Here is a 19,247-nt window from a genome sequence, read left to right on the forward strand (position 1 = left end):
AGCCTGTCCCGCCCTTACCGCCGGGCCAGGCTGAAATCGTCCCGGTTTGCCGATGAAACGCTTTTAATTCACCGCCTGTTCCATTTTCCCTCCCCCTGAGCGGTAATTGGCTTGCCAGTGGCGAAAGGCAGGCTTTAGCATCCGGCCATGTCGTTTTCGTTTGCATAGCCCGAAAAACCGTCCAAACGATGGTTTCTATCGTATAAACACACTGCATCGAGACCGCAGGACCGATATAATGCGGCCCTTTGCCGTCGTTTCGTCGACGCGTTTGCCCAACAGGGCTGCCGTTTCCGTGGAAGAACCTATGAAAAGCGCAGAAATCCGTGAAGCCTTCCTTCGCTTCTTCGAAGAGCAGGGACATACCCGAGTCGCCTCCAGTTCGCTGATCCCGAACAACGACCCGACTCTGCTGTTCACCAATGCCGGCATGAACCAGTTCAAGGACTGCTTCCTCGGTGCGGAGAAGCGTGCCTACACCCGTGCCGTCAGCAGCCAGAAGTGCGTGCGCGCCGGTGGCAAGCACAACGACCTGGAAAACGTCGGTTACACCGCGCGTCACCATACCTTCTTCGAGATGCTGGGCAATTTCAGCTTCGGCGACTATTTCAAGCGCGACGCCATCACCTTCGCCTGGACCTTCCTGACCTCGGAAAAGTGGCTGAACCTGCCCAAGGAGAAGCTCTGGGTAACGGTCTACGCCACTGACGATGAAGCCTACGACATCTGGACCAAGGAAGTCGGCGTACCAGCCGAGCGCATGGTGCGTATCGGCGACAACAAAGGCGCCCCATACGCCTCCGACAACTTCTGGACCATGGGCGACACCGGCCCTTGCGGCCCGTGCACCGAGATCTTCTACGACCACGGCCCGGACATCTGGGGCGGCCCACCCGGCTCGCCGGAAGAAGACGGCGACCGCTACATCGAGATCTGGAACAACGTCTTCATGCAGTTCAACCGCACTGCCGATGGCGTGCTGCACCCGCTGCCAGCGCCGTCGGTAGACACCGGCATGGGCCTGGAGCGGATCAGCGCGGTGCTGCAGCACGTGCATTCGAACTACGAGATCGACCTGTTCCAGAACCTGCTGTCTGCCGCGGCCAAGGCCATCGGTTGCAGCAATGACGGCCAGGCTTCGCTGAAAGTGGTGGCCGACCACATCCGTTCGTGCGGCTTCCTGATCGCCGACGGCGTGCTGCCGTCCAACGAAGGTCGCGGCTACGTGCTGCGCCGCATCATTCGCCGCGCCTGCCGCCACGGCAACAAGCTGGGTGCCAAGGGCAGCTTCTTCTACCAGATCGTGGCCGCGCTGGTCGGCGAAATGGGCGAAGCGTTCCCGGAACTGCAGAGCCAGCAGGCGCACATCGAGCGCGTGCTCAAGGCCGAAGAAGAGCAGTTCGCCAAGACCCTGGAACAGGGCCTGCGCATCCTCGAGCAGGACCTGGCGCAGTTGCAGGGCGACGTGGTGCCGGGTGACGTGGTGTTCAAGCTGTACGACACCTATGGCTTCCCGATGGACCTGACTGCCGACATCGCCCGCGAGCGCGAACTGACCATCGACGAAGCCGGCTTCGAGCGCGAAATGGACGCCCAGCGTGAGCGTGCCCGCTCGGCCAGCGCCTTCGGCATGGACTACAACAGCCTGGTCAAGGTCGACAGCGCCACCGAATTCCTTGGCTACGACGCTACCGAAGGCCAGGGCAAGGTCATCGCCCTGTACAAGGACGGCCAGGCTGTCGACCAGCTGGGTGAAGGCGAGCAGGGCGTGGTCGTGCTCGACCGCACGCCGTTCTACGCCGAGTCCGGCGGCCAGGTGGGCGACACCGGCTACCTGCAGGCCGGCGCTGCACGATTCGACGTGCGCGACACCACCAAGACCGGCGGCGCCTTCCTGCACCACGGCGTGGTCGCCAGCGGTGCATTGCTGATCGGTTCGTCGGTCGAGGCCAAGGTCGATGCCGAGGTGCAGCATGCCACCTCGCTGAACCACTCGGCCACCCACCTGCTGCACGAAGCGCTGCGCCAGGTGCTGGGTGAGCACGTACAGCAGAAGGGCTCGCTGGTCGACAGCCAGCGCCTGCGTTTCGACTTCAGCCACTTCGAGGCGGTGAAACCGGAGCAGATCAAGGCCCTGGAAGACATCGTCAACCGCGAAGTGCGCAAGAACACTGCGGTGGAAACCGAACTGACCGACATCGAAACCGCCAAGGCCAAGGGTGCCATGGCGCTGTTCGGCGAGAAGTACGGCGACACCGTGCGTGTGCTGAGCATGGGCGGCGATTTCTCGGTGGAGCTGTGCGGCGGTATTCACGCCAAGCGCACCGGTGACATCAGCCTGTTCAAGATCATCAGCGAAGGTGGTGTGGCTTCTGGCGTGCGCCGCATCGAAGCGGTAACCGGCGCTGCGGCGCTGGCCTACCTGAACGCTGCCGAAGAGCAGGTCAAGGAAGCCGCGCAACTGGTGAAAGGCAACCGTGACAACCTGATCGACAAGCTGTCGGCTGTGCTCGAGCGCAACCGCCAGCTGGAGAAGCAGCTGGAACAGCTGCAGGCCAAGGCCGCCAGCGCCGCCGGGGATGATCTCTCCAACGCGGCCGTTGAGGTCAAGGGCGCCAAGGTGCTCGCCGCCCGCCTGGATGGGCAGGATGGCAAGGCCTTGCTGGCGCTGGTCGATCAACTGAAGAACAAGCTCGGCCACGCAGTGATCCTGCTGGGCAGCGAGCATGAGGGCAAGGTCGTGCTGGTGGCCGGTGTGACCAAGGACCTCTCCAGCCAACTCAAGGCTGGCGATCTGATGAAACAAGCCGCTGCGGCGGTGGGTGGCAAGGGCGGTGGCCGTCCGGACATGGCCCAGGGTGGTGGCGTCGACGTCGCTGCGCTGGACCGGGCCCTGGCGCTGGCCGTGCCATTCGCAGAGCAGGGACTTTGAGATGGGGCGGCCAGTGGTCTAGTCGCTGGCCGCTCCATGTTGGATTGTTTTTTGGGGCCCTGTATGGGCTGAGGCACCATTGAAATGGCGTTGATCGTACAGAAATTTGGCGGCACCTCTGTCGGTTCCATCGAGCGGATCGAGCAGGTAGCCGATAAGGTCAAGAAACACCGTGAGGCGGGCGACGACCTGGTGGTTGTGTTGTCGGCCATGAGCGGTGAAACCAATCGCCTGATCGACCTGGCCAAGCAGATCAGCGATCAGCCGGTTCCGCGCGAGCTGGACGTGATCGTGTCGACCGGTGAGCAGGTCACCATTGCCCTGCTGGCCATGGCCCTGATCAAGCGCGGTGTGCCAGCGGTGTCCTACACCGGCAACCAGGTGCGCATCCTCACCGACAGTGCGCACAACAAAGCGCGCATCCTGCAGATCGACGACCAGAAGATCCGTGCCGACCTCAAGCAAGGCCGCGTGGTCGTGGTAGCGGGCTTCCAGGGCGTCGACGAGCACGGCAACATCACCACCCTGGGCCGTGGCGGCTCCGACACCACCGGCGTGGCCCTGGCGGCGGCGCTGAAGGCCGACGAGTGCCAGATCTACACCGACGTCGACGGCGTCTACACCACTGATCCGCGCGTCGTGCCACAGGCCCGACGGCTGGAGAAGATCACCTTCGAAGAGATGCTGGAAATGGCCAGCCTCGGTTCCAAGGTGCTGCAGATCCGCTCGGTGGAGTTCGCCGGCAAATACAACGTTCCGCTGCGCGTGCTGCACAGCTTCAAGGAGGGTCCGGGTACCCTCATTACCATTGATGAAGAGGAATCCATGGAACAGCCGATCATTTCCGGTATCGCCTTCAACCGTGATGAAGCCAAGCTGACCATTCGCGGCGTGCCGGACACCCCGGGCGTGGCTTTCAAGATCCTCGGCCCGATCAGCGCCTCGAATATCGAGGTCGACATGATCGTGCAGAACGTTGCCCACGATAACACCACCGACTTCACCTTCACCGTGCACCGCAACGAGTACGAGAAGGCGCAGAGCGTGCTGGAAAACACCGCGCGCGAAATCGGCGCCCGTGAAGTGATTGGCGACACCAAGATCGCCAAGGTCTCGATCGTTGGCGTCGGCATGCGTTCGCACGCCGGTGTGGCCAGCCGCATGTTCGAAGCCCTGGCCAAGGAGGGGATCAACATCCAGATGATCTCCACCTCCGAGATCAAGGTTTCGGTCGTGATCGAAGAGAAGTACCTGGAGCTGGCCGTACGCGCGCTGCACACCGCGTTCGAGCTCGACGCTCCGGTACGACAGAGCGAGTAAAACGCTGCCTGGAAGGGCGCGGCTTGCCGCGCCCTTCGCGTTTCTGCTTGCCACGCAGGCCCTTTCCTGGCTTGCGGGGCAAGCAACCGAGGCCCGAGCCGTCGTCCACGGCCGGCCGCGACACCCAAGACTGTTACCCCTGTATGTTTCGCGTAAGGAGAAAGCTATGTTGATTCTGACTCGTCGGTGCGCCGAGAGCCTGATCATTGGAGACGGCGAGATCACCGTGACGGTGCTCGGTGTCAAAGGTAACCAGGTGCGTATTGGCGTCAGCGCCCCTAAAGAAGTGGCCGTTCACCGCGAGGAAATCTACCTGCGGATCAAGAAAGAGAAGGACGAGGAGCCAAGCCTTTAATTTTTTTGAAGTTTTTTTCAAAAAAAGGGTTGCAAACGAGGAAGGCTGTGTTTAATATTCGCCTCGTGTTGCGGTGAGGTGGCCGAGTGGCCGAAGGCGCTCCCCTGCTAAGGGAGTATACCTCATAAGGGTATCGGGGGTTCGAATCCCCCCTTCACCGCCATTATTCGCTTAGGGCGCTGTAATCGGCAAGAACGCTAAGTAGTTGATTTTAAACGAAAAAGTTCTTGCAATAATGTTTCAGCGACCTATAATGCGCGGCAAGACACGGACTCATAGCTCAGCTGGATAGAGTACTCGGCTACGAACCGAGCGGTCGGAGGTTCGAATCCTCCTGAGTCCGCCACTTTTGAAGTGGCTTTGTTTGCAAGGCTGCTTCAATCACCAGTGGTAACCTGGTCTAAAAATACCAACCACGGACTCATAGCTCAGCTGGATAGAGTACTCGGCTACGAACCGAGCGGTCGGAGGTTCGAATCCTCCTGAGTCCGCCACTTTTGAAGTGGCTTTGTTTGCAAGGCTGCTTCAGTCACCAGTGGTAACCTGGTCTAAAAATACCACCACGGACTCATAGCTCAGCTGGATAGAGTACTCGGCTACGAACCGAGCGGTCGGAGGTTCGAATCCTCCTGAGTCCGCCATACCCCATCAAGAAGCCCGCTCAATTGAGCGGGCTTTTTGTTTTCTTCGCCAATGAATTGTCGGTGATGTCGATCTAAGCTCTCCTGTAGATGTTGCGTTTGGCCTTTGGGGGTGCGGTAGGGCCCGAGATCGACCCCGTCAGGCATACACATCCAGGCACAACAAATGTGCTTTAACCGCCAGACCCGCCGTCGCACTGATAGCTTCGAGCGTTGTCCCAGCTTTATTACGCAAACGATTGTTCTGGCCAAAATTTTCAGCGATCTGACCGCTCCAGCAGTGTATGATTGCGCCCGTCAGCCCCGCCGGGGCTTGTGGAAAACCACCATGGACTTACCCAGTAGTTACTCGCTAACAAGTTTCGTACAGAAAGATCTGACCGATTGATTCTCCCGGCGTGCTCCGCTGCTGGGAGTGGAGTTCGCCTATGACTGAAGTAGAAGTAAAAAAAGCGCAAGAAAGCCTGCAAGATCGCCTGGCCCAGGTGGTCGAACTGCTGCAACGCCAGCGCGTGGTCGAAGACCTGACGCACCGTCAGGAAGGTGCCCACCACGACCTGGTGGAAAACCTGGTCCACCGCCAGAACCTTGTCGAGCTGCAGCGCAAGCTGGATGACCTGCACCCCGCCGACATCGCCTACATCCTCGAAGCCTTGCCCCTGGAAGACCGCCTGACGGTCTGGCAGCTGGTGCGCTCGGATCGCGATGGCGACATCCTCCTGGAAGTTTCCGACGCAGTTCGGCAATCGCTGATCGCCGACATGGACGATCACGAGCTGCTCGCCGCCGCCAAGGAAATGGACGCCGACGAGCTGGCCGACCTGGCGCCCGAGCTGCCACGTGACGTTATCCATGAGTTGATGGAAACCCTCGATGCCCAGCAGCGCGAGCGCGTGCGTTCGGCGTTGAGCTACGACGAGGAGCAGGTCGGTGCGTTGATGGACTTCGAGATGGTCACCATCCGCGAAGACGTCAGCCTGGAAGTGGTGTTGCGCTACCTGCGTCGCCTGAAAGAACTGCCGAACCACACCGACAAGCTGTTCGTGGTCGACTATGACGGCATTCTCAAGGGCGTGTTGCCGATCAAGCGCCTGCTGGTCAACGACCCGGAGAAGAAGGTCGCGGAGGTCATGGCGACCGACCCGGTGTCCTTCCACCCTGAGGAAGATGCCTATGATGCTGCGCAAGCCTTTGAACGTTATGACCTGGTGTCTGCGCCGGTGGTGGACAAGAACGAGCGCCTGATCGGCCGTCTGACCATCGACGAAATGGTCGACCTGATTCGTGAAGAAAGCGAAAGCGAAGTGCTGAACATGGCTGGTTTGCGCGAGGAGGAAGACATCTTCGCCTCGGTCTGGCGTTCGCTGCGCAACCGCTGGGCCTGGCTGGCCATCAACCTGATTACCGCTTTTGTCGCTTCGCGGGTGATCGGCCTGTTCGAAGGGTCGATCGAGAAGCTGGTGGCCCTGGCCGCCCTGATGCCGATCGTGGCGGGTATCGGTGGCAACTCCGGCAACCAGACCATCACCATGATCGTGCGTGCCATGGCGCTGGACCAGGTGTCGCCAGGCAACACCAGCCGCCTGATGCGCAAGGAGCTGGCGGTATCGCTGCTCAATGGCCTGATCTGGGGTGGGGTGATCGGGGTGGTGGCGTTCTGGCTGTATGGCAGTTGGTCGCTGGGCCTGGTGATGACTGCGGCAATGACCTTGAACCTGCTGCTGGCGGCCTTGATGGGGGTATTGATTCCGATGACCTTGACGCGTTTGGGCCGCGACCCGGCAATGGGCTCCAGCGTGATGATCACTGCGGTTACCGATAGTGGCGGGTTCTTCATCTTCCTCGGCCTGGCCACTCTGTTCCTGCTGTAACCCGGTCTCTGCGGCCTGCGCGATCCTGTTCGCGAGGGGTCGCTCCTACCAGGGAACGCGTCTGTTGCAGGACCATCCGCCCACAAAAAAGCCAGCTTGCGCTGGCTTTGTCATGTTCGCCGAGTGCCTCAGGAGGCGTCGGCGGCCATTTCCACATCGTGAGCGATGAGGGCGACCAGTGCGTTCTGCTGGCGGTGGGACAGCTGGCGGAAGCGTTGCAGCAGCTCGCGCTCATGCAGGGACAGTTCAGGGCTGTCCATGCGCATGCTCAGCTCGTCACCCAACGCACCTTCCTGGATAAGGCTCTGCTCCAGGCGCGCGATGATCTCGGAGTTCATGCTGCGGTGATGGTTGCGCGCTACCTCGGCAATGCGCTCACGCATCCCGTCTGGCAGGCGGACGACGAACTTGTCAGCAGTGCGGCTCGAATAAATAGCCTGTTTCATTGGGCGCATATAAATTGACCGGATTTTGGTTCAGGGGAAGCGGTTCTCAAATTGGCCGCACGGGGTGGTAGTACGACCGTGGCGACGACAAAATGTTCAACCGCCAGTGAAAAATGGATGTTCATCTTGCCTCATGGTCGCCGTTTCCTTGGCGTCAATTCTGTGACAAATAGTGATCCGAATAAAGGCTTTTTGCCAGTACCAATTATCAGAAATGAGCACTGGTTTGAAAAGTTTTACATGCGCCGGCTGCCGGGACTGTCAGTCTTATGCTGTCAAAAACGGGCAATAAGCAGCAAAAGTCAGAGAAAAGCCCTAGAATGCGCCGGTTTCCTTCCATAGAGCATAGTGGCTATGCAACATGACGCAAGCGACCGCCGATCAGGGACAGGCCGGTTGATATACCTGGTAGGACCGTCGGGTTCCGGGAAAGATTCCCTGATCGACGCTTCACGTGAGCGACTTGCAGCCGCCGGGGTGGAAATTGCCCGTCGCGTGATTACCCGCTCGGCCGAAGCCAAGGGCGAAGCTGCCCAAGGCGTCACGGCCGAACAGTTCGAGGCGCTGCGTGCGCACGGTGCATTTGCCATGCACTGGCGTGCCAATGGCCTGGATTACGGCATTCCCCGGCAGATTGATCAATGGCTGGCGGAGGGCAGGGCAGTGCTGGTGAATGGCTCGCGGGCTTATCTGTCCGAAGCGCGCAAGCGCTACCCCGATCTTCTGGCGGTGCGGGTCCAGGTCAGGCCCGAGGTACTGCGCCAACGCTTGCACGCACGTGGCCGGGAAACCGCGGACGAAATCGAGCAGCGCCTGGCCCGTAACGACCACTTGCAGGCGATGGCCGACCCGGCGGTGCACGTGCTGGACAACTCCACGACCCTGGAGACAGCGGTGGAGGGCCTGTTCGCATTGCTGCGTGATGAAGGTGTGTTGGCGCAGGTGTAGCATTGGCAGAAAAGGATTACGCGAAAAAGCCTGGTTGAGGCATGACAAACGCAAGCATGCTGGTTAACATGCTGGCCGTCCCGCTGTGCAGCGCTCGCTGTCGGCGCTTGCGTCTCAGTAGCTCAATTGGATAGAGCATCCCCCTCCTAAGGGGAAGGTTGCAGGTTCAATTCCTGCCTGGGACGCCATTTCTCCACTTTCATGTCTCCCGCCCCGTCTTCCGCTGACGGGTATGCCAATTGTCAGCACCGAAAAAATGAGCCTGGCCGCTATTCCGATGGCGGCACGCTGGGCATATGCTTGCCCGTCAGGAAATGATCTTGCCGCCTGCGGCATCTACCACCTTGTCGGCAGCCCCTTGTTCGGAGCGCAGTTGCTGGGCATCAGGGAGAGGGTCCATGAGTCAGCAAATCGCGCCGGTACCCGCCGGCTTCAGTGAACAGCAACTGCATACCTTGTTCGAGCTGATCAGCGACGGTATCTGGGACTGGAACGCCAACACCGGCTACGTCTATCGCAACCCGGGCTGGTACGCCATGCTCGGCTACCCCAGCCATTCGCTGGCCAATTCGGTATTCACCTGGGAAAGCGTGATTCACCCTGAAGACTACCCTCGGGTAATGGCGCATTTCGAGGCCTACCTCAACCAGCGCCACGAGCGTTATCTGGTTGAATACCGCTGCCGCTGCCACGATGGCAGCTACCTGTGGATCGAAGACAGGGGCTACATCATTGCCCGTAACGAAGACGGCTCGGTGGCGCGCATGCTTGGCGCCCACCGCAACATCGATGCCGGCAAGCGCCTGGTGGCGCAGTTGCAGCAGAAGAACCTGTCGCTGGAAAGCCAGGTGGCCGAACGCACCCGCGAGCTGTCCTGGGTGAACGAGCAGTTGCAGCGCCAGCTGGAGGAAAACCGTGAGTTGGCAGAGCGCGATGCGTTGACGCGCATTGCCAACCGTTACCGGCTGGAGAAGGCCTTGCAGCTGGAATGCGAGCGCGCACAGCGTTTCCGCCAGCCGTTGGCGCTGATTGCCATGGACCTGGACGACTTCAAGCCGATCAATGACCGCTACGGCCATGCCCAGGGCGATGCAGCACTGGTGCGGGTGGCCGACAACCTGTGCACCTGCCTGCGTGAGCCGGACCTGCTGGCGCGCCTGGGTGGTGACGAGTTCGTCCTGGTGCTGCCGCAGACCTCGCTGGTTGAAGCGCTGGAGGTGGCTACGCGATTGCGCCAGGTGATGGCTGAGGTAGAGCCGGTGGGCGAGTGCCGGCTGACCATGAGCTATGGCGTGGTGCAGTGGCGACAGGGAGAAGACCCGCATGCCCTGTTGGCCCGCGCCGATCAGGCGCTGTACCGGGCCAAGGATGCCGGCAAGAACGCCATAGCCGAATAGGCAGGCACTCCCGCACCCGCCGCGCCGGGCTCAGGATCAACGTCAGATGAAAAGGGCCCGCGGCGCCTTGGGGCGCAGCGGGCCAAGTCGGCATCGGCCGTTTCAGTGTCAGATGTGCAGGGCGTGGCCCAGGGCGCGCAATGCCGCTTCCTGTACCGCTTCGCCCAGCGTCGGGTGGGCATGGATGGTACCGGCTACATCCTCCAGGCAGGCGCCCATCTCCAGCGACTGGGCAAAGGCGGTGGACAACTCGGATACCGCCACGCCAACGGCCTGCCAACCGAGGATCAGGTGGTTGTCGCGCCGCGCGACCACGCGCACGAAGCCGCTTTTCGCTTCCAGGCTCATGGCCCGGCCATTGGCGGCAAACGGGAACTGCGCGACGATGCAGTCCAGCCCTTGCTGGCTGGCCTGCTCCGGGGTCTTGCCAACCACTACCACTTCCGGGTCGGTGAAGCACACCGCGGCTATCGCGCTGGGCTCGAAGCGACGGGTCTTGCCGGCAATGATTTCGGCGACCATCTCGCCCTGGGCCATGGCCCGGTGCGCCAGCATCGGTTCGCCCGCCACGTCACCGATGGCCCAGACGTTGCGCATGCTGGTCTGGCAGCGCTCGTCAATGGCGATGGCAGCGCCGTTCATCTTCAGGTCCAGGCATTCGAGGTTGAAACCTTGGGTGCGCGGTCGGCGGCCAACGGCCACCAGCACCTGGTCGGCCTCCAGGCGCAGTTGCCCGCCCTGGCCATCCCCGGCCAGCAGGCAGCCGCCTTCGTAGCCCTCGACGCTATGGCCCAGGTGCAACGCGATGCCCAGCTTCTTCAGCGACTCGGCAACCGGCGCAGTCAATTCGCTGTCGTAGCTCGGGAGGATGCGCTCGCGCGCCTCCACCACGCTGACCCGAGCGCCCAGCTTGCGGTAGGCAATGCCCAGTTCCAGGCCGATATAGCCACCGCCTACCACCACCAGGTGCTGCGGCAGGGTTGTCGGTGCCAGGGCCTCGGTCGAAGAAATGATCGGCCCGCCCAGCGGCAGCATTGGCAGTTCGACGCTGCTGGAACCGGTGGCCAGCAGCAGGTGTTCGCACTGGATACGCTGGCCATCGACCTCTACCTGCTTGCCGTCGAGGACCTTCGCCCAGCCGTGGATCACCTTGACTCCGTGCTTCTTCAGCAGGGCGGCCACACCCGTGGTCAGGCGGTCGACGATGCCGTCCTTCCAGGCCACGCTCTGGCTGATGTCCAGGCGTGGCGATGTGACGCTGATGCCCAGTTCCGAAGGCCCGGCGAAGCGTGAGGTCTGGTGAAACTGTTCGGCTACATGAATCAACGCCTTGGACGGGATGCAGCCGATGTTCAGGCAGGTACCGCCCAGCGCCTGGCCTTCCACCAGCACGGTGGGGATGCCCAGTTGCCCGGCGCGGATGGCAGCCACGTAGCCGCCAGGGCCGCCGCCGATGATCAACAGGGTAGTCTGGATAGTCTGTTGCATGCTCACTCCACGAACAGGCAGGCGGGTTGTTCGAGCAGGCCGCGCACGGCCTGGATGAACAGCGCGGCGTCCATGCCATCGACCACGCGGTGGTCGAACGAGCTGGACAGGTTCATCATCTTGCGCACGACGATCTGGCCGTCGATCACCACCGGCCGCTCGACCATGCGGTTGACGCCGACAATCGCCACTTCCGGGGTGTTCACCACCGGTGTGCTGACGATGCCGCCGAGGGCGCCCAGGCTGGTCAGGGTGATGGTCGAGCCCGACAGCTCCTCGCGGCTGGCCTTGTTGTTGCGCGCAGCGTTGGCCAGGCGCGAAATCTCGCTGGCATTGGCCCACAGGCTGCCCGCTTCGGCATGGCGCAGCACCGGTACCATCAGGCCGTTGTCGCCTTGGGTGGCAATGCCCACATGCACCGCGCCATGGCGGGTGATGACCTGGGCTTCGTCGTCATAGGTGGCGTTGATCTGCGGGAAGTCGCGCAGCGCCACGACCAGCGCGCGCACCAGGAACGGCAGCAGGGTCAGCTTGCCACGGCTGTCGCCATGCTTGCTGTTGAGTTGCTGGCGCAGGGCTTCCAGCGCGGTGACGTCGATTTCTTCCACATAGCTGAAGTGCGCGACGCGGCGCTTGGCGTCCTGCATGCGCTGGGCGATCTTGCGGCGCAGGCCGATCACCGGTACCTGTTCGCTGTCGGTGCGCCTGGCATAGCCATTCGGCGCTTGCCCGGCAGCGCTTTGCGGTTTGCTCATGAAGGCATCGAGGTCTTCGTGCAGGATGCGCCCGGCCGGGCCGCTGCCATGCACATAACGCAGTTCGATACCGGCGTCCAGGGCGCGCTTGCGCACGGCCGGCGAGGCCAGCGGCTTGTCGCCTGGCTGGCGCGGCACGATCGGGGCTGCCTCGTGATGGGCGGGCGCCTGATACGCTGCCGGTGCTGCTTGCTGCTGGGGTTCCGGTTTGCTGGCCACTGGGGCGGCGGGTGCCTCGAGCGGTTTCGCCTGCGGCACATCCACATGGTTGCCGCTGCCTTCCACCTCGATGCGGATCAGCTCGCTGCCGACCGCCATCACTTCGCCCGGCTGGCCGCCCAGGGCCAGTACCTTGCCGCTGACCGGCGAGGGAATTTCCACCGTGGCCTTGTCGGTCATGACGTCGGCCACCACCTGGTCCTCGGTGATCATGTCACCGACTTTGACGAACCATTCCACCAACTCGACCTGCGCGATGCCTTCGCCAATGTCCGGCATCTTGATGACGTGCGTGCCCATTCAGACCTCCATGACCTTTTTCAATGCCGCACCTACCCGCGAGGGCCCTGGGAAGTAAGCCCATTCCTGCGCGTGAGGGTAGGGGGTGTCCCAACCGGTGACGCGCTCGATCGGCGCCTCCAGGTGGTGGAAGCAGTGTTCCTGCACCAGCGACACCAGTTCGGCACCGAAGCCACAGGTGCGGGTGGCCTCGTGTACCACCACGCAGCGGCCGGTCTTCTTCACCGACTCGACGATGGTGTCCAGGTCCAGCGGCCACAGGCTGCGCAGGTCGATCACTTCGGCATCGACGCCGGTTTCTTCGGCGGCCACCTGGGCCACGTACACCGTGGTGCCATAGGTCAGCACGGTCACGTCGTTGCCGGGGCGGGTAATGGCGGCCTTGTCCAGCGGCACGGTGTAGTAACCATCGGGCACGGCGCTTTGCGGGTGTTTCGACCAGGGGGTTACAGGGCGGTCGTGGTGGCCGTCGAACGGGCCGTTGTACAGGCGTTTGGGCTCGAGGAAGATCACCGGGTCGTCGCATTCGATCGAGGCGATCAGCAGACCTTTGGCGTCATAGGGGTTGGACGGCATCACGGTGCGCAGGCCGCACACCTGAGTGAACATCGCTTCAGGGCTCTGGCTGTGGGTCTGGCCGCCATAGATGCCGCCACCGCAGGGCATGCGCAGGGTCAGCGGGGCGATGAACTCGCCAGCCGAGCGGTAACGCAGGCGCGCCATTTCCGAGACGATCTGGTCGGAGGCCGGGTAGAAATAGTCGGCGAACTGGATTTCCACCACCGGGCGCAGGCCGTAGGCACCCATGCCCACGGCGGTGCCGACGATGCCGCTTTCGGAGATCGGCGCGTCGAACACACGGGACTTGCCGTATTTGTTCTGCAGGCCTTCGGTGCAACGGAACACCCCGCCGAAGTAGCCGACGTCCTGGCCATAGATCACCACATTGTCATCGCGCTCGAGCATGACATCCATGGCCGAGCGCAGGGCCTGGATCATGGTCATGGTAGTGGTGGCCATGGCGGTTTCCGGTTTGATGCTGTTGTTATGGTCGTTCATCTCAAACCCCCAGTTCCTGGCGCTGACGGCGCAGGTGGTCGGGCATTTCCTTGTACACGTCCTCGAACATCGAGGCGGCACTGGGGATGTGACCGTTGGCCAGGGTGCCGTACTGCTCGGCTTCTTTCTGCGCGGCGATGACCGCGGCTTCGAGTTCGGCGGTGGTGGCCTGGTGTTCTTCTTCGGACCAGTGGCCGATCTTGATCAGGTGCTGCTTCAGGCGGGCGATCGGGTCACCCAGCGGGAAGTGGTTCCAGTCATCGGCGGGGCGGTACTTGGACGGGTCGTCCGAGGTCGAGTGCGGGCCGGCGCGGTAGGTGACCCACTCGATCAGGCTCGGGCCGAGGCCTCGGCGGGCACGTTCGGCGGCCCAGCGCGAGGCGGCATAGACGGCGACGAAGTCGTTGCCGTCCACCCGCAGCGAGGCAATGCCACAGCCTACGCCACGTCCGGCGAAGGTGGTCGACTCGCCACCGGCAATGGCCTGGAAGGTGGAGATCGCCCACTGGTTGTTGACCACGTTAAGGATCACCGGGGCGCGGTATACGTGAGCGAAGGTCAGGGCGGTGTGGAAGTCCGACTCGGCGGTGGCGCCGTCGCCGATCCATGCCGATGCGATCTTGGTGTCGCCCTTGATGGCCGAGGCCATGGCCCAGCCGACCGCCTGCACGAACTGGGTCGCCAGGTTGCCGCTGATGGTGAAGAAACCGGCGTCGCGCACCGAGTACATGATCGGCAGCTGGCGGCCCTTGAGCGGGTCGCGCTCGTTGGACAGCAGCTGGCAGATCATTTCTACCAGCGACACGTCGCGGGCCATCAGGATGCTTTGCTGGCGGTAGGTGGGGAAGCACATGTCGGTGCGGTTCAGCGCCAGGGCCTGGGCGCTGCCGATGGCTTCTTCACCCAGGCTCTGCATGTAGAAGGACATTTTCTTCTGGCGCTGGGCAACCACCATGCGGCTGTCGAAGATCCGCGTCTTGAGCATGGCGCGCATGCCCTGACGGAGGATCTGCGGGTCGATGTCTTCAGCCCACGGGCCTTGCGCGTTGCCTTGCTCATCGAGCACGCGGATCAGGCTATAGGACAGGTCGGCGGTGTCGGCAGCGTCGACATCGACAGGCGGTTTACGGACTTGACCTGCATCGTTCAGGCGCAGGTAGGAAAAATCGGTCTGGCAGCCTGGCCGGCCGGTAGGCTCGGGCACATGCAAACGCAGGGGGGCGTACTCGTTCATGCTTTTTACGCTCGCTCGGGTATTTGTTTTTGTGAGCTCTGAAGCGGCCGCCGCTGAGTACCGGCTTGTGACTGGTAGGTCAGCGTCCTCTACATCTTAGTGGTCCGGCAGGAGAATTTTTCTCTCAAGTTGATTGCCTTTGCCAGGCAGGGGAGATAAACATTCCGCATAAACACAAAAAACCGGTGATTTTGTCTCATGCGCAAACTCGATCGTACCGATATCGGCATCCTCAACAGCCTGCAGGAAAACGCCCGCATTACCAACGCCGAACTGGCGCGCTCGGTGAACCTGTCGCCGACCCCCTGCTTCAACCGGGTACGGGCCATGGAAGAACTGGGGGTGATCCGCCAGCAGGTGACTTTGCTGTCGCCCGAGGTGTTGGGGCTGGACGTCAACGTGTTCATCCATGTCAGCCTGGAAAAGCAGGTAGAGCAGGCGCTGCACCGCTTCGAGGAAGAAGTTGCCGAACGGCCCGAGGTGATGGAGTGCTACCTGATGACCGGTGACCCGGACTACCTGCTGCGCGTGCTGTTGCCCAGCATCCAGGCGCTGGAGCGGTTTCTCGATTACCTGACGCGCTTGCCCGGCGTGGCCAACATACGGTCGAGTTTTGCCCTCAAGCAGGTACGCTACAAGACCGCCTTGCCGCTGCCGGCCAATGGCATGACCCTGCGTGAATAGTGGTTGCCCGGCCCGGCTTCTGCGCGGGCTCGCCCGTTCCCGCGCAGAGGCGCATGCACTGTTGAAGGCAGGTGCTTGATATTTTAAACACCCCGGGCCTATGTTGGTGTCAGCCACCAACGACAAGGACCTGCGTCATGACCACCGAGCAACTGCACGGCATCGACCAAATCGAATGCGTCACCCCCGACCTCAACGGCGTTCCGCGCGGCAAGGTAATGACCGCCGAGGGCTTTCTTGAAGGCCGCCGCCTGCAGCTGGCTCGAGGGGTGTTGTTGCAGTGCATCATGGGTGGTTACCCGCCGGCCAGGTACTATGGCAGCGACGATGGCGACCTGGTGCTGGTGGCCGACCCCAGCCAGGTCCACCGCCTGCCGTGGAGCGACGATGGCCGCGCCCTTGCCATCTGCGATGCCGACGAACTCGACGGTCGCCCTTCGGCATTGTCCACTCGCGGCCAGCTCAAGGCAGTGCTCGCCCGCTACGCAGCGCTGGGCCTGGCGCCGGTGGTGGCGACTGAGCTCGAATTCTTCGTCTTCGCTGCCAACCCGGATCCGCAGCAGCCGTTCCAGCCACCGATCGGCAGCGATGGTCGCCGCGAGCTTGGCCATTCGGCATTCAGTGTCAGTTCCAACAACGGCCTGCGCCCGTTCTTCAAGGAGGTGGGCCAGTGCATGGTCGCGCTGGGCCTGCCGCGTGACACCTTCATGCACGAAATGGGCGTCAGCCAGTTCGAGATCAACCTGCTGCACGGCGACCCGTTGTTGCTGGCCGACCAGACCTTGCTGTTCAAGCACCTGCTCAAGGAGGTGGCGCTCAAGCACGGCCTGACCGTGGTATGCATGGCCAAGCCGCTGGCGCGCACGCCGGGCAGTTCCATGCATATTCACCAGAGCCTGGTGGAGGTGGCCAGCGGGCGTAACGTGTTCAGCGATGAGCAAGGCCTGCCCAGCGCAACCTTTCACCACTTCATTGGCGGCCTGCAGGCGTGCATGGCCGACTTCACCGCGCTGTTCGCGCCCAACGTCAATTCCTACCAGCGTCTGTGTCACCCCTACGCTTCGCCGAACAATGCCTGCTGGTCCGAAGACAACCGTGCCGCAGGCCTGCGCATTCCGGCCAGCGCACCGGCAGCGCGGCGGGTGGAAAACCGCCTGCCCGGCGCCGATGCCAACCCGTACCTGGCCATCGCCGCCAGCCTGGCCGCCGGGCTGCATGGCATCCAGCAGCGCCTGCAACCAGCGCCAGCTATCCAGGGCGAGTTCGAGGTGCCGGAGCACCTTGCCTTGCCGTGCACCTTGCATGCGGCGCTGGAGCGGCTCAAGCGCAGCGCGTTGGCGCGGGAACTGTTCGGCAGCGAGTTCATCGAAGGCTACATCGCCAGCAAGACGCTGGAGCTGACCGATTTCCTCGACGAAATCACGCCGTGGGAGCGCCGGGTACTGGCGGCACAGGCCTGATCGCGACACAACCGACACTGGACACGCCTCGTAGCGGCAAAATCCCTATAGGGGCCTGCGCCAGGCAGTTTTTGCCCTTATGCTTCTAGCACCCAACCGTCACCTGACCAGGGAGCCACACTCGACGTATGCGAAATATATGGAAGCCATTTCAGTCGTTGTATTTCGCCGCGCTGATGATGTTGATCGGCTCGGGCCTGCTCAGTACTTACCTGGCCCTGCGCCTGGCGGCTGACCATGTCGACAGTTTGTGGGTAGGTGCGTTGATGGCGGCCAACTACTTTGGCCTGGCGGTCGGCGGCAAGGTCGGCCACCGCCTGATTGGCCGGGTCGGGCACATCCGGGCCTATGCCACCTGCGCTGGTATCGTCGGTGCGGCGGTGCTCGGCCATGGACTTACCAACTGGTTGCCGGCCTGGGTCGGCCTGCGCATGATCGTCGGCCTGGGCATGATGTGCCAGTACATGGTCATCGAGAGCTGGCTCAACGAACAGGCCGATGTGAAGCACCGTGGCGCGGTGTTCAGCGGCTACATGATTGCCTCTTACCTGGGCCTGGTGCTTGGCCAGCTGATCCTGGTGGTGCACCCGCAACTGGGCCCCGAACTGCTGATGCTGGTGGCCATGTGTTTCGCCCTGTGCCTGGTGCCGGTGGCGATGACCCGGCGTATCCACCCGGCGCCCTTGCGCCCGGCACCGATGGAGCCGAAGTTCTTCCTCAAGCGGGTGCCGCAGTCGCTCAGCACGGTGCTGGGCTCGGGCCTGATCGTCGGTTCGTTCTATGGCCTGGCGCCTTTGTATGCTTCGAGCCAGGGGCTGAGCACCGAGCAGATCGGCCTGTTCATGGGTAGCTGCATTTTCGCCGGTCTGCTGGTGCAGTGGCCGCTGGGCTGGCTGTCGGACCGTTACGACCGGGCGGTACTGATCCGTAGCGTGGCAGTGGGCCTGGCGCTGGCATCGGCGCCGCTGGCGATACTGCCCAGCGTGCCGCTGGAGTTGCTGTTTGGTGTGGGCTTCCTGATCTCGTTGCTGCAGTTCTGCCTGTACCCGCTGGCGGTGGCGTTTTCCAACGACCATGTGGAGAGCGAGCGACGGGTGTCGCTGACCGCGATGCTGCTGGTGACCTATGGCGTGGGCGCGTGCATCGGCCCGTTGGCGGCGGGTGTGCTGATGAAGGTGCTGGGGGCGCAGATGCTGTACGCCTTCTTCGTGTTCTTCGCGCTGGTACTGGTATGGCGCATCCGGCCAAAAGCGGTCACCGGTCTGCACCAGGTTCAGGACGCGCCGTTGGGCCACGTGGCGATGCCGGCGGCGGGTTCGCCGTTGTCGGCAGCGCTTGACCCGCGGGTGGACGAGCAGACTGTGCAGGACGTGATGCAGGCGCCGGTGGCCGCCGAGGATACCGAAGAGGATCCTCCCCAGAAGCAGGGCCAGGCCAACCCTGAAGCCGAGGTGAAATCGTCGGTGTGAGTGTCGGCCCGCCGCCAGCGACTAGCCTGCGGCGAGCGCGATCCTGATCAGATGAGTTCGATATTCTTGAAGGTGAACACCAGGATTTCTCCCGCTTTATCACTTGCGTTCAAGAACCAGAAATGCCGCTTTACCTTGTCCCTGGTATAGATTTCCTTGGCCAGCGCGACCCTGTAGCCCTGGCTGTCGCGCAAGTAGAAACGGACCTGTTCGGCGCCCTCCACGGTGCCGTCCCAGGCGTCGAGCATTTGAATTTTCCATTCCTGTTGCCCGCTGACCGCCCGACCGATCAGTGCGGTTGGAGACCAGTCAATGATTCGCCCCACGATGTGGCTGGCGTAAAGGCCGAGCCAGCCGTTCCTGTTGCTCTGCATGCGGGAGCCAAAGTACTTCCAGGTATCGGCGCCATTGATCGTGTAATAGTGCCGGTCTCCGCTTTGTTTGACGAAGTGGAACTGGAAGGTAATCGGCAGAAAGCTCGGCGTTTCTCCGCGCTGGTCTTCAGTGCATAACCAGCCGTCCTGGTCCAGGGAGAAGATGGGATGAACATAGATGGGGGTCTCGACAACCCCTATTCGTCCATGCTGACAATGCAGTTCGGCGGTGAAAGTGGAAGTAATCATGTGGACTGGCTCCTGGCGGCCCTTGCTTCGGGTGTCTGGCACCCTA

15 protein-coding genes and 5 tRNA genes are annotated in these 19,247 nt (G+C 62.4%); 14 read left to right on the forward strand and 6 right to left on the reverse strand.

The annotated features are described in order from the left end of the window. Positions 1-307 precede the first annotated feature (307 nt). The 8 genes from alaS to mgtE all read left to right on the forward strand — a co-directional run bounded on the left by alaS (position 308) and on the right by mgtE (position 7,119). A complete protein-coding gene (alaS, locus tag ACVWZT_RS16090) occupies positions 308-2,932 on the forward strand; it encodes an alanine--tRNA ligase (protein ID WP_457470250.1) in 2,625 nt (874 codons plus the stop codon). Between the two features lie 84 nt (positions 2,933-3,016). Further along, complete coding sequence (locus ACVWZT_RS16095) at positions 3,017-4,252, forward strand: aspartate kinase (RefSeq protein ID WP_296232467.1); 1,236 nt, start codon at positions 3,017-3,019, stop codon at positions 4,250-4,252. A gap of 166 nt (positions 4,253-4,418) precedes the next feature. Beyond that, positions 4,419-4,607, forward strand: coding sequence for a carbon storage regulator CsrA (gene csrA, locus ACVWZT_RS16100; RefSeq protein WP_003254503.1), 189 nt, complete (start codon positions 4,419-4,421; stop codon positions 4,605-4,607). Between the two features lie 72 nt (positions 4,608-4,679). Continuing rightward, positions 4,680-4,770, forward strand: a tRNA-Ser gene (locus ACVWZT_RS16105). Between the two features lie 106 nt (positions 4,771-4,876). Continuing rightward, a tRNA-Arg gene (locus tag ACVWZT_RS16110) sits at positions 4,877-4,953 on the forward strand. A 71-nt stretch (positions 4,954-5,024) separates the two neighbouring features. Next, positions 5,025-5,101 (forward strand) — tRNA-Arg (locus tag ACVWZT_RS16115). Positions 5,102-5,171: 70 nt separating this feature from the next. After that, a tRNA-Arg gene (locus tag ACVWZT_RS16120) sits at positions 5,172-5,248 on the forward strand. Positions 5,249-5,676: 428 nt separating this feature from the next. Then, complete coding sequence (mgtE, locus tag ACVWZT_RS16125) at positions 5,677-7,119, forward strand: magnesium transporter (protein ID WP_170031207.1); 1,443 nt, start codon at positions 5,677-5,679, stop codon at positions 7,117-7,119. A gap of 128 nt (positions 7,120-7,247) precedes the next feature. Here the strand turns inward: mgtE and ACVWZT_RS16130 are convergent, their stop codons facing one another. Next, the gene (locus ACVWZT_RS16130; protein WP_060480503.1) at positions 7,248-7,574 is read right to left on the reverse strand and encodes an Arc family DNA-binding protein; all 327 of its coding nucleotides are present in this window, start codon (positions 7,572-7,574) and stop codon (positions 7,248-7,250) included. Between the two features lie 345 nt (positions 7,575-7,919). Here ACVWZT_RS16130 and phnN point away from each other — a divergent pair, with 345 nt between their 5' ends. The 3 genes from phnN (at position 7,920) to ACVWZT_RS16145 (ending at position 9,910) form a co-directional block, all read left to right on the forward strand. After that, on the forward strand, positions 7,920-8,513 hold the full coding sequence (phnN, locus tag ACVWZT_RS16135; protein ID WP_296231628.1) for a phosphonate metabolism protein/1,5-bisphosphokinase (PRPP-forming) PhnN: 594 nt from the start codon (positions 7,920-7,922) through the stop codon (positions 8,511-8,513). Positions 8,514-8,624: 111 nt separating this feature from the next. Then, positions 8,625-8,701 (forward strand) — tRNA-Arg (locus tag ACVWZT_RS16140). A 210-nt stretch (positions 8,702-8,911) separates the two neighbouring features. Continuing rightward, positions 8,912-9,910: a sensor domain-containing diguanylate cyclase gene (locus tag ACVWZT_RS16145; protein WP_457470253.1), complete on the forward strand. Its 999-nt coding sequence runs from the start codon at positions 8,912-8,914 to the stop codon at positions 9,908-9,910. A 108-nt stretch (positions 9,911-10,018) separates the two neighbouring features. Here ACVWZT_RS16145 and lpdA read toward each other — a convergent pair whose 3' ends face one another. From lpdA to ACVWZT_RS16165, 4 genes are read right to left on the reverse strand one after another with little or no spacing between them, the layout of a single operon-like run. Then, positions 10,019-11,398, reverse strand: a complete 1,380-nt coding sequence (lpdA, locus tag ACVWZT_RS16150) for a dihydrolipoyl dehydrogenase (protein ID WP_457470255.1) — start codon at positions 11,396-11,398, stop codon at positions 10,019-10,021. A 2-nt stretch (positions 11,399-11,400) separates the two neighbouring features. Next, entirely contained in the window at positions 11,401-12,672 is a 1,272-nt protein-coding gene (locus ACVWZT_RS16155; protein WP_457470257.1) for a dihydrolipoamide acetyltransferase family protein, read from the reverse strand. Next, positions 12,673-13,731 carry an alpha-ketoacid dehydrogenase subunit beta gene (locus ACVWZT_RS16160; RefSeq protein ID WP_186679606.1) on the reverse strand — a complete coding sequence of 353 codons (1,059 nt, stop codon included), beginning with the start codon at positions 13,729-13,731 and terminating at the stop codon, positions 12,673-12,675. Between the two features lies 1 nt (position 13,732). Then, entirely contained in the window at positions 13,733-14,965 is a 1,233-nt protein-coding gene (locus tag ACVWZT_RS16165; protein ID WP_296231618.1) for a 3-methyl-2-oxobutanoate dehydrogenase (2-methylpropanoyl-transferring) subunit alpha, read from the reverse strand. Between the two features lie 198 nt (positions 14,966-15,163). On the opposite strand from ACVWZT_RS16165, the gene bkdR reads away from it, so the two are divergent. The 3 genes from bkdR to ACVWZT_RS16180 all read left to right on the forward strand — a co-directional run bounded on the left by bkdR (position 15,164) and on the right by ACVWZT_RS16180 (position 18,578). Then, entirely contained in the window at positions 15,164-15,649 is a 486-nt protein-coding gene (gene bkdR, locus ACVWZT_RS16170; protein WP_457470259.1) for a Bkd operon transcriptional regulator BkdR, read from the forward strand. Between the two features lie 218 nt (positions 15,650-15,867). Next, positions 15,868-17,109 (forward strand): glutamine synthetase family protein, encoded by a 1,242-nt coding sequence (locus ACVWZT_RS16175; protein ID WP_296231643.1) that lies wholly within the window; start codon positions 15,868-15,870, stop codon positions 17,107-17,109. 128 nt (positions 17,110-17,237) lie between these two features. Next, positions 17,238-18,578, forward strand: coding sequence for an MFS transporter (locus ACVWZT_RS16180; RefSeq protein WP_296231614.1), 1,341 nt, complete (start codon positions 17,238-17,240; stop codon positions 18,576-18,578). Positions 18,579-18,625: 47 nt separating this feature from the next. Here ACVWZT_RS16180 and ACVWZT_RS16185 read toward each other — a convergent pair whose 3' ends face one another. Further along, positions 18,626-19,201 (reverse strand): hypothetical protein, encoded by a 576-nt coding sequence (locus ACVWZT_RS16185; RefSeq protein ID WP_457470261.1) that lies wholly within the window; start codon positions 19,199-19,201, stop codon positions 18,626-18,628. Positions 19,202-19,247: the final 46 nt, after the last annotated feature.

It is taken from the genome of Pseudomonas sp. TE21394 (genome assembly GCF_054057835.1).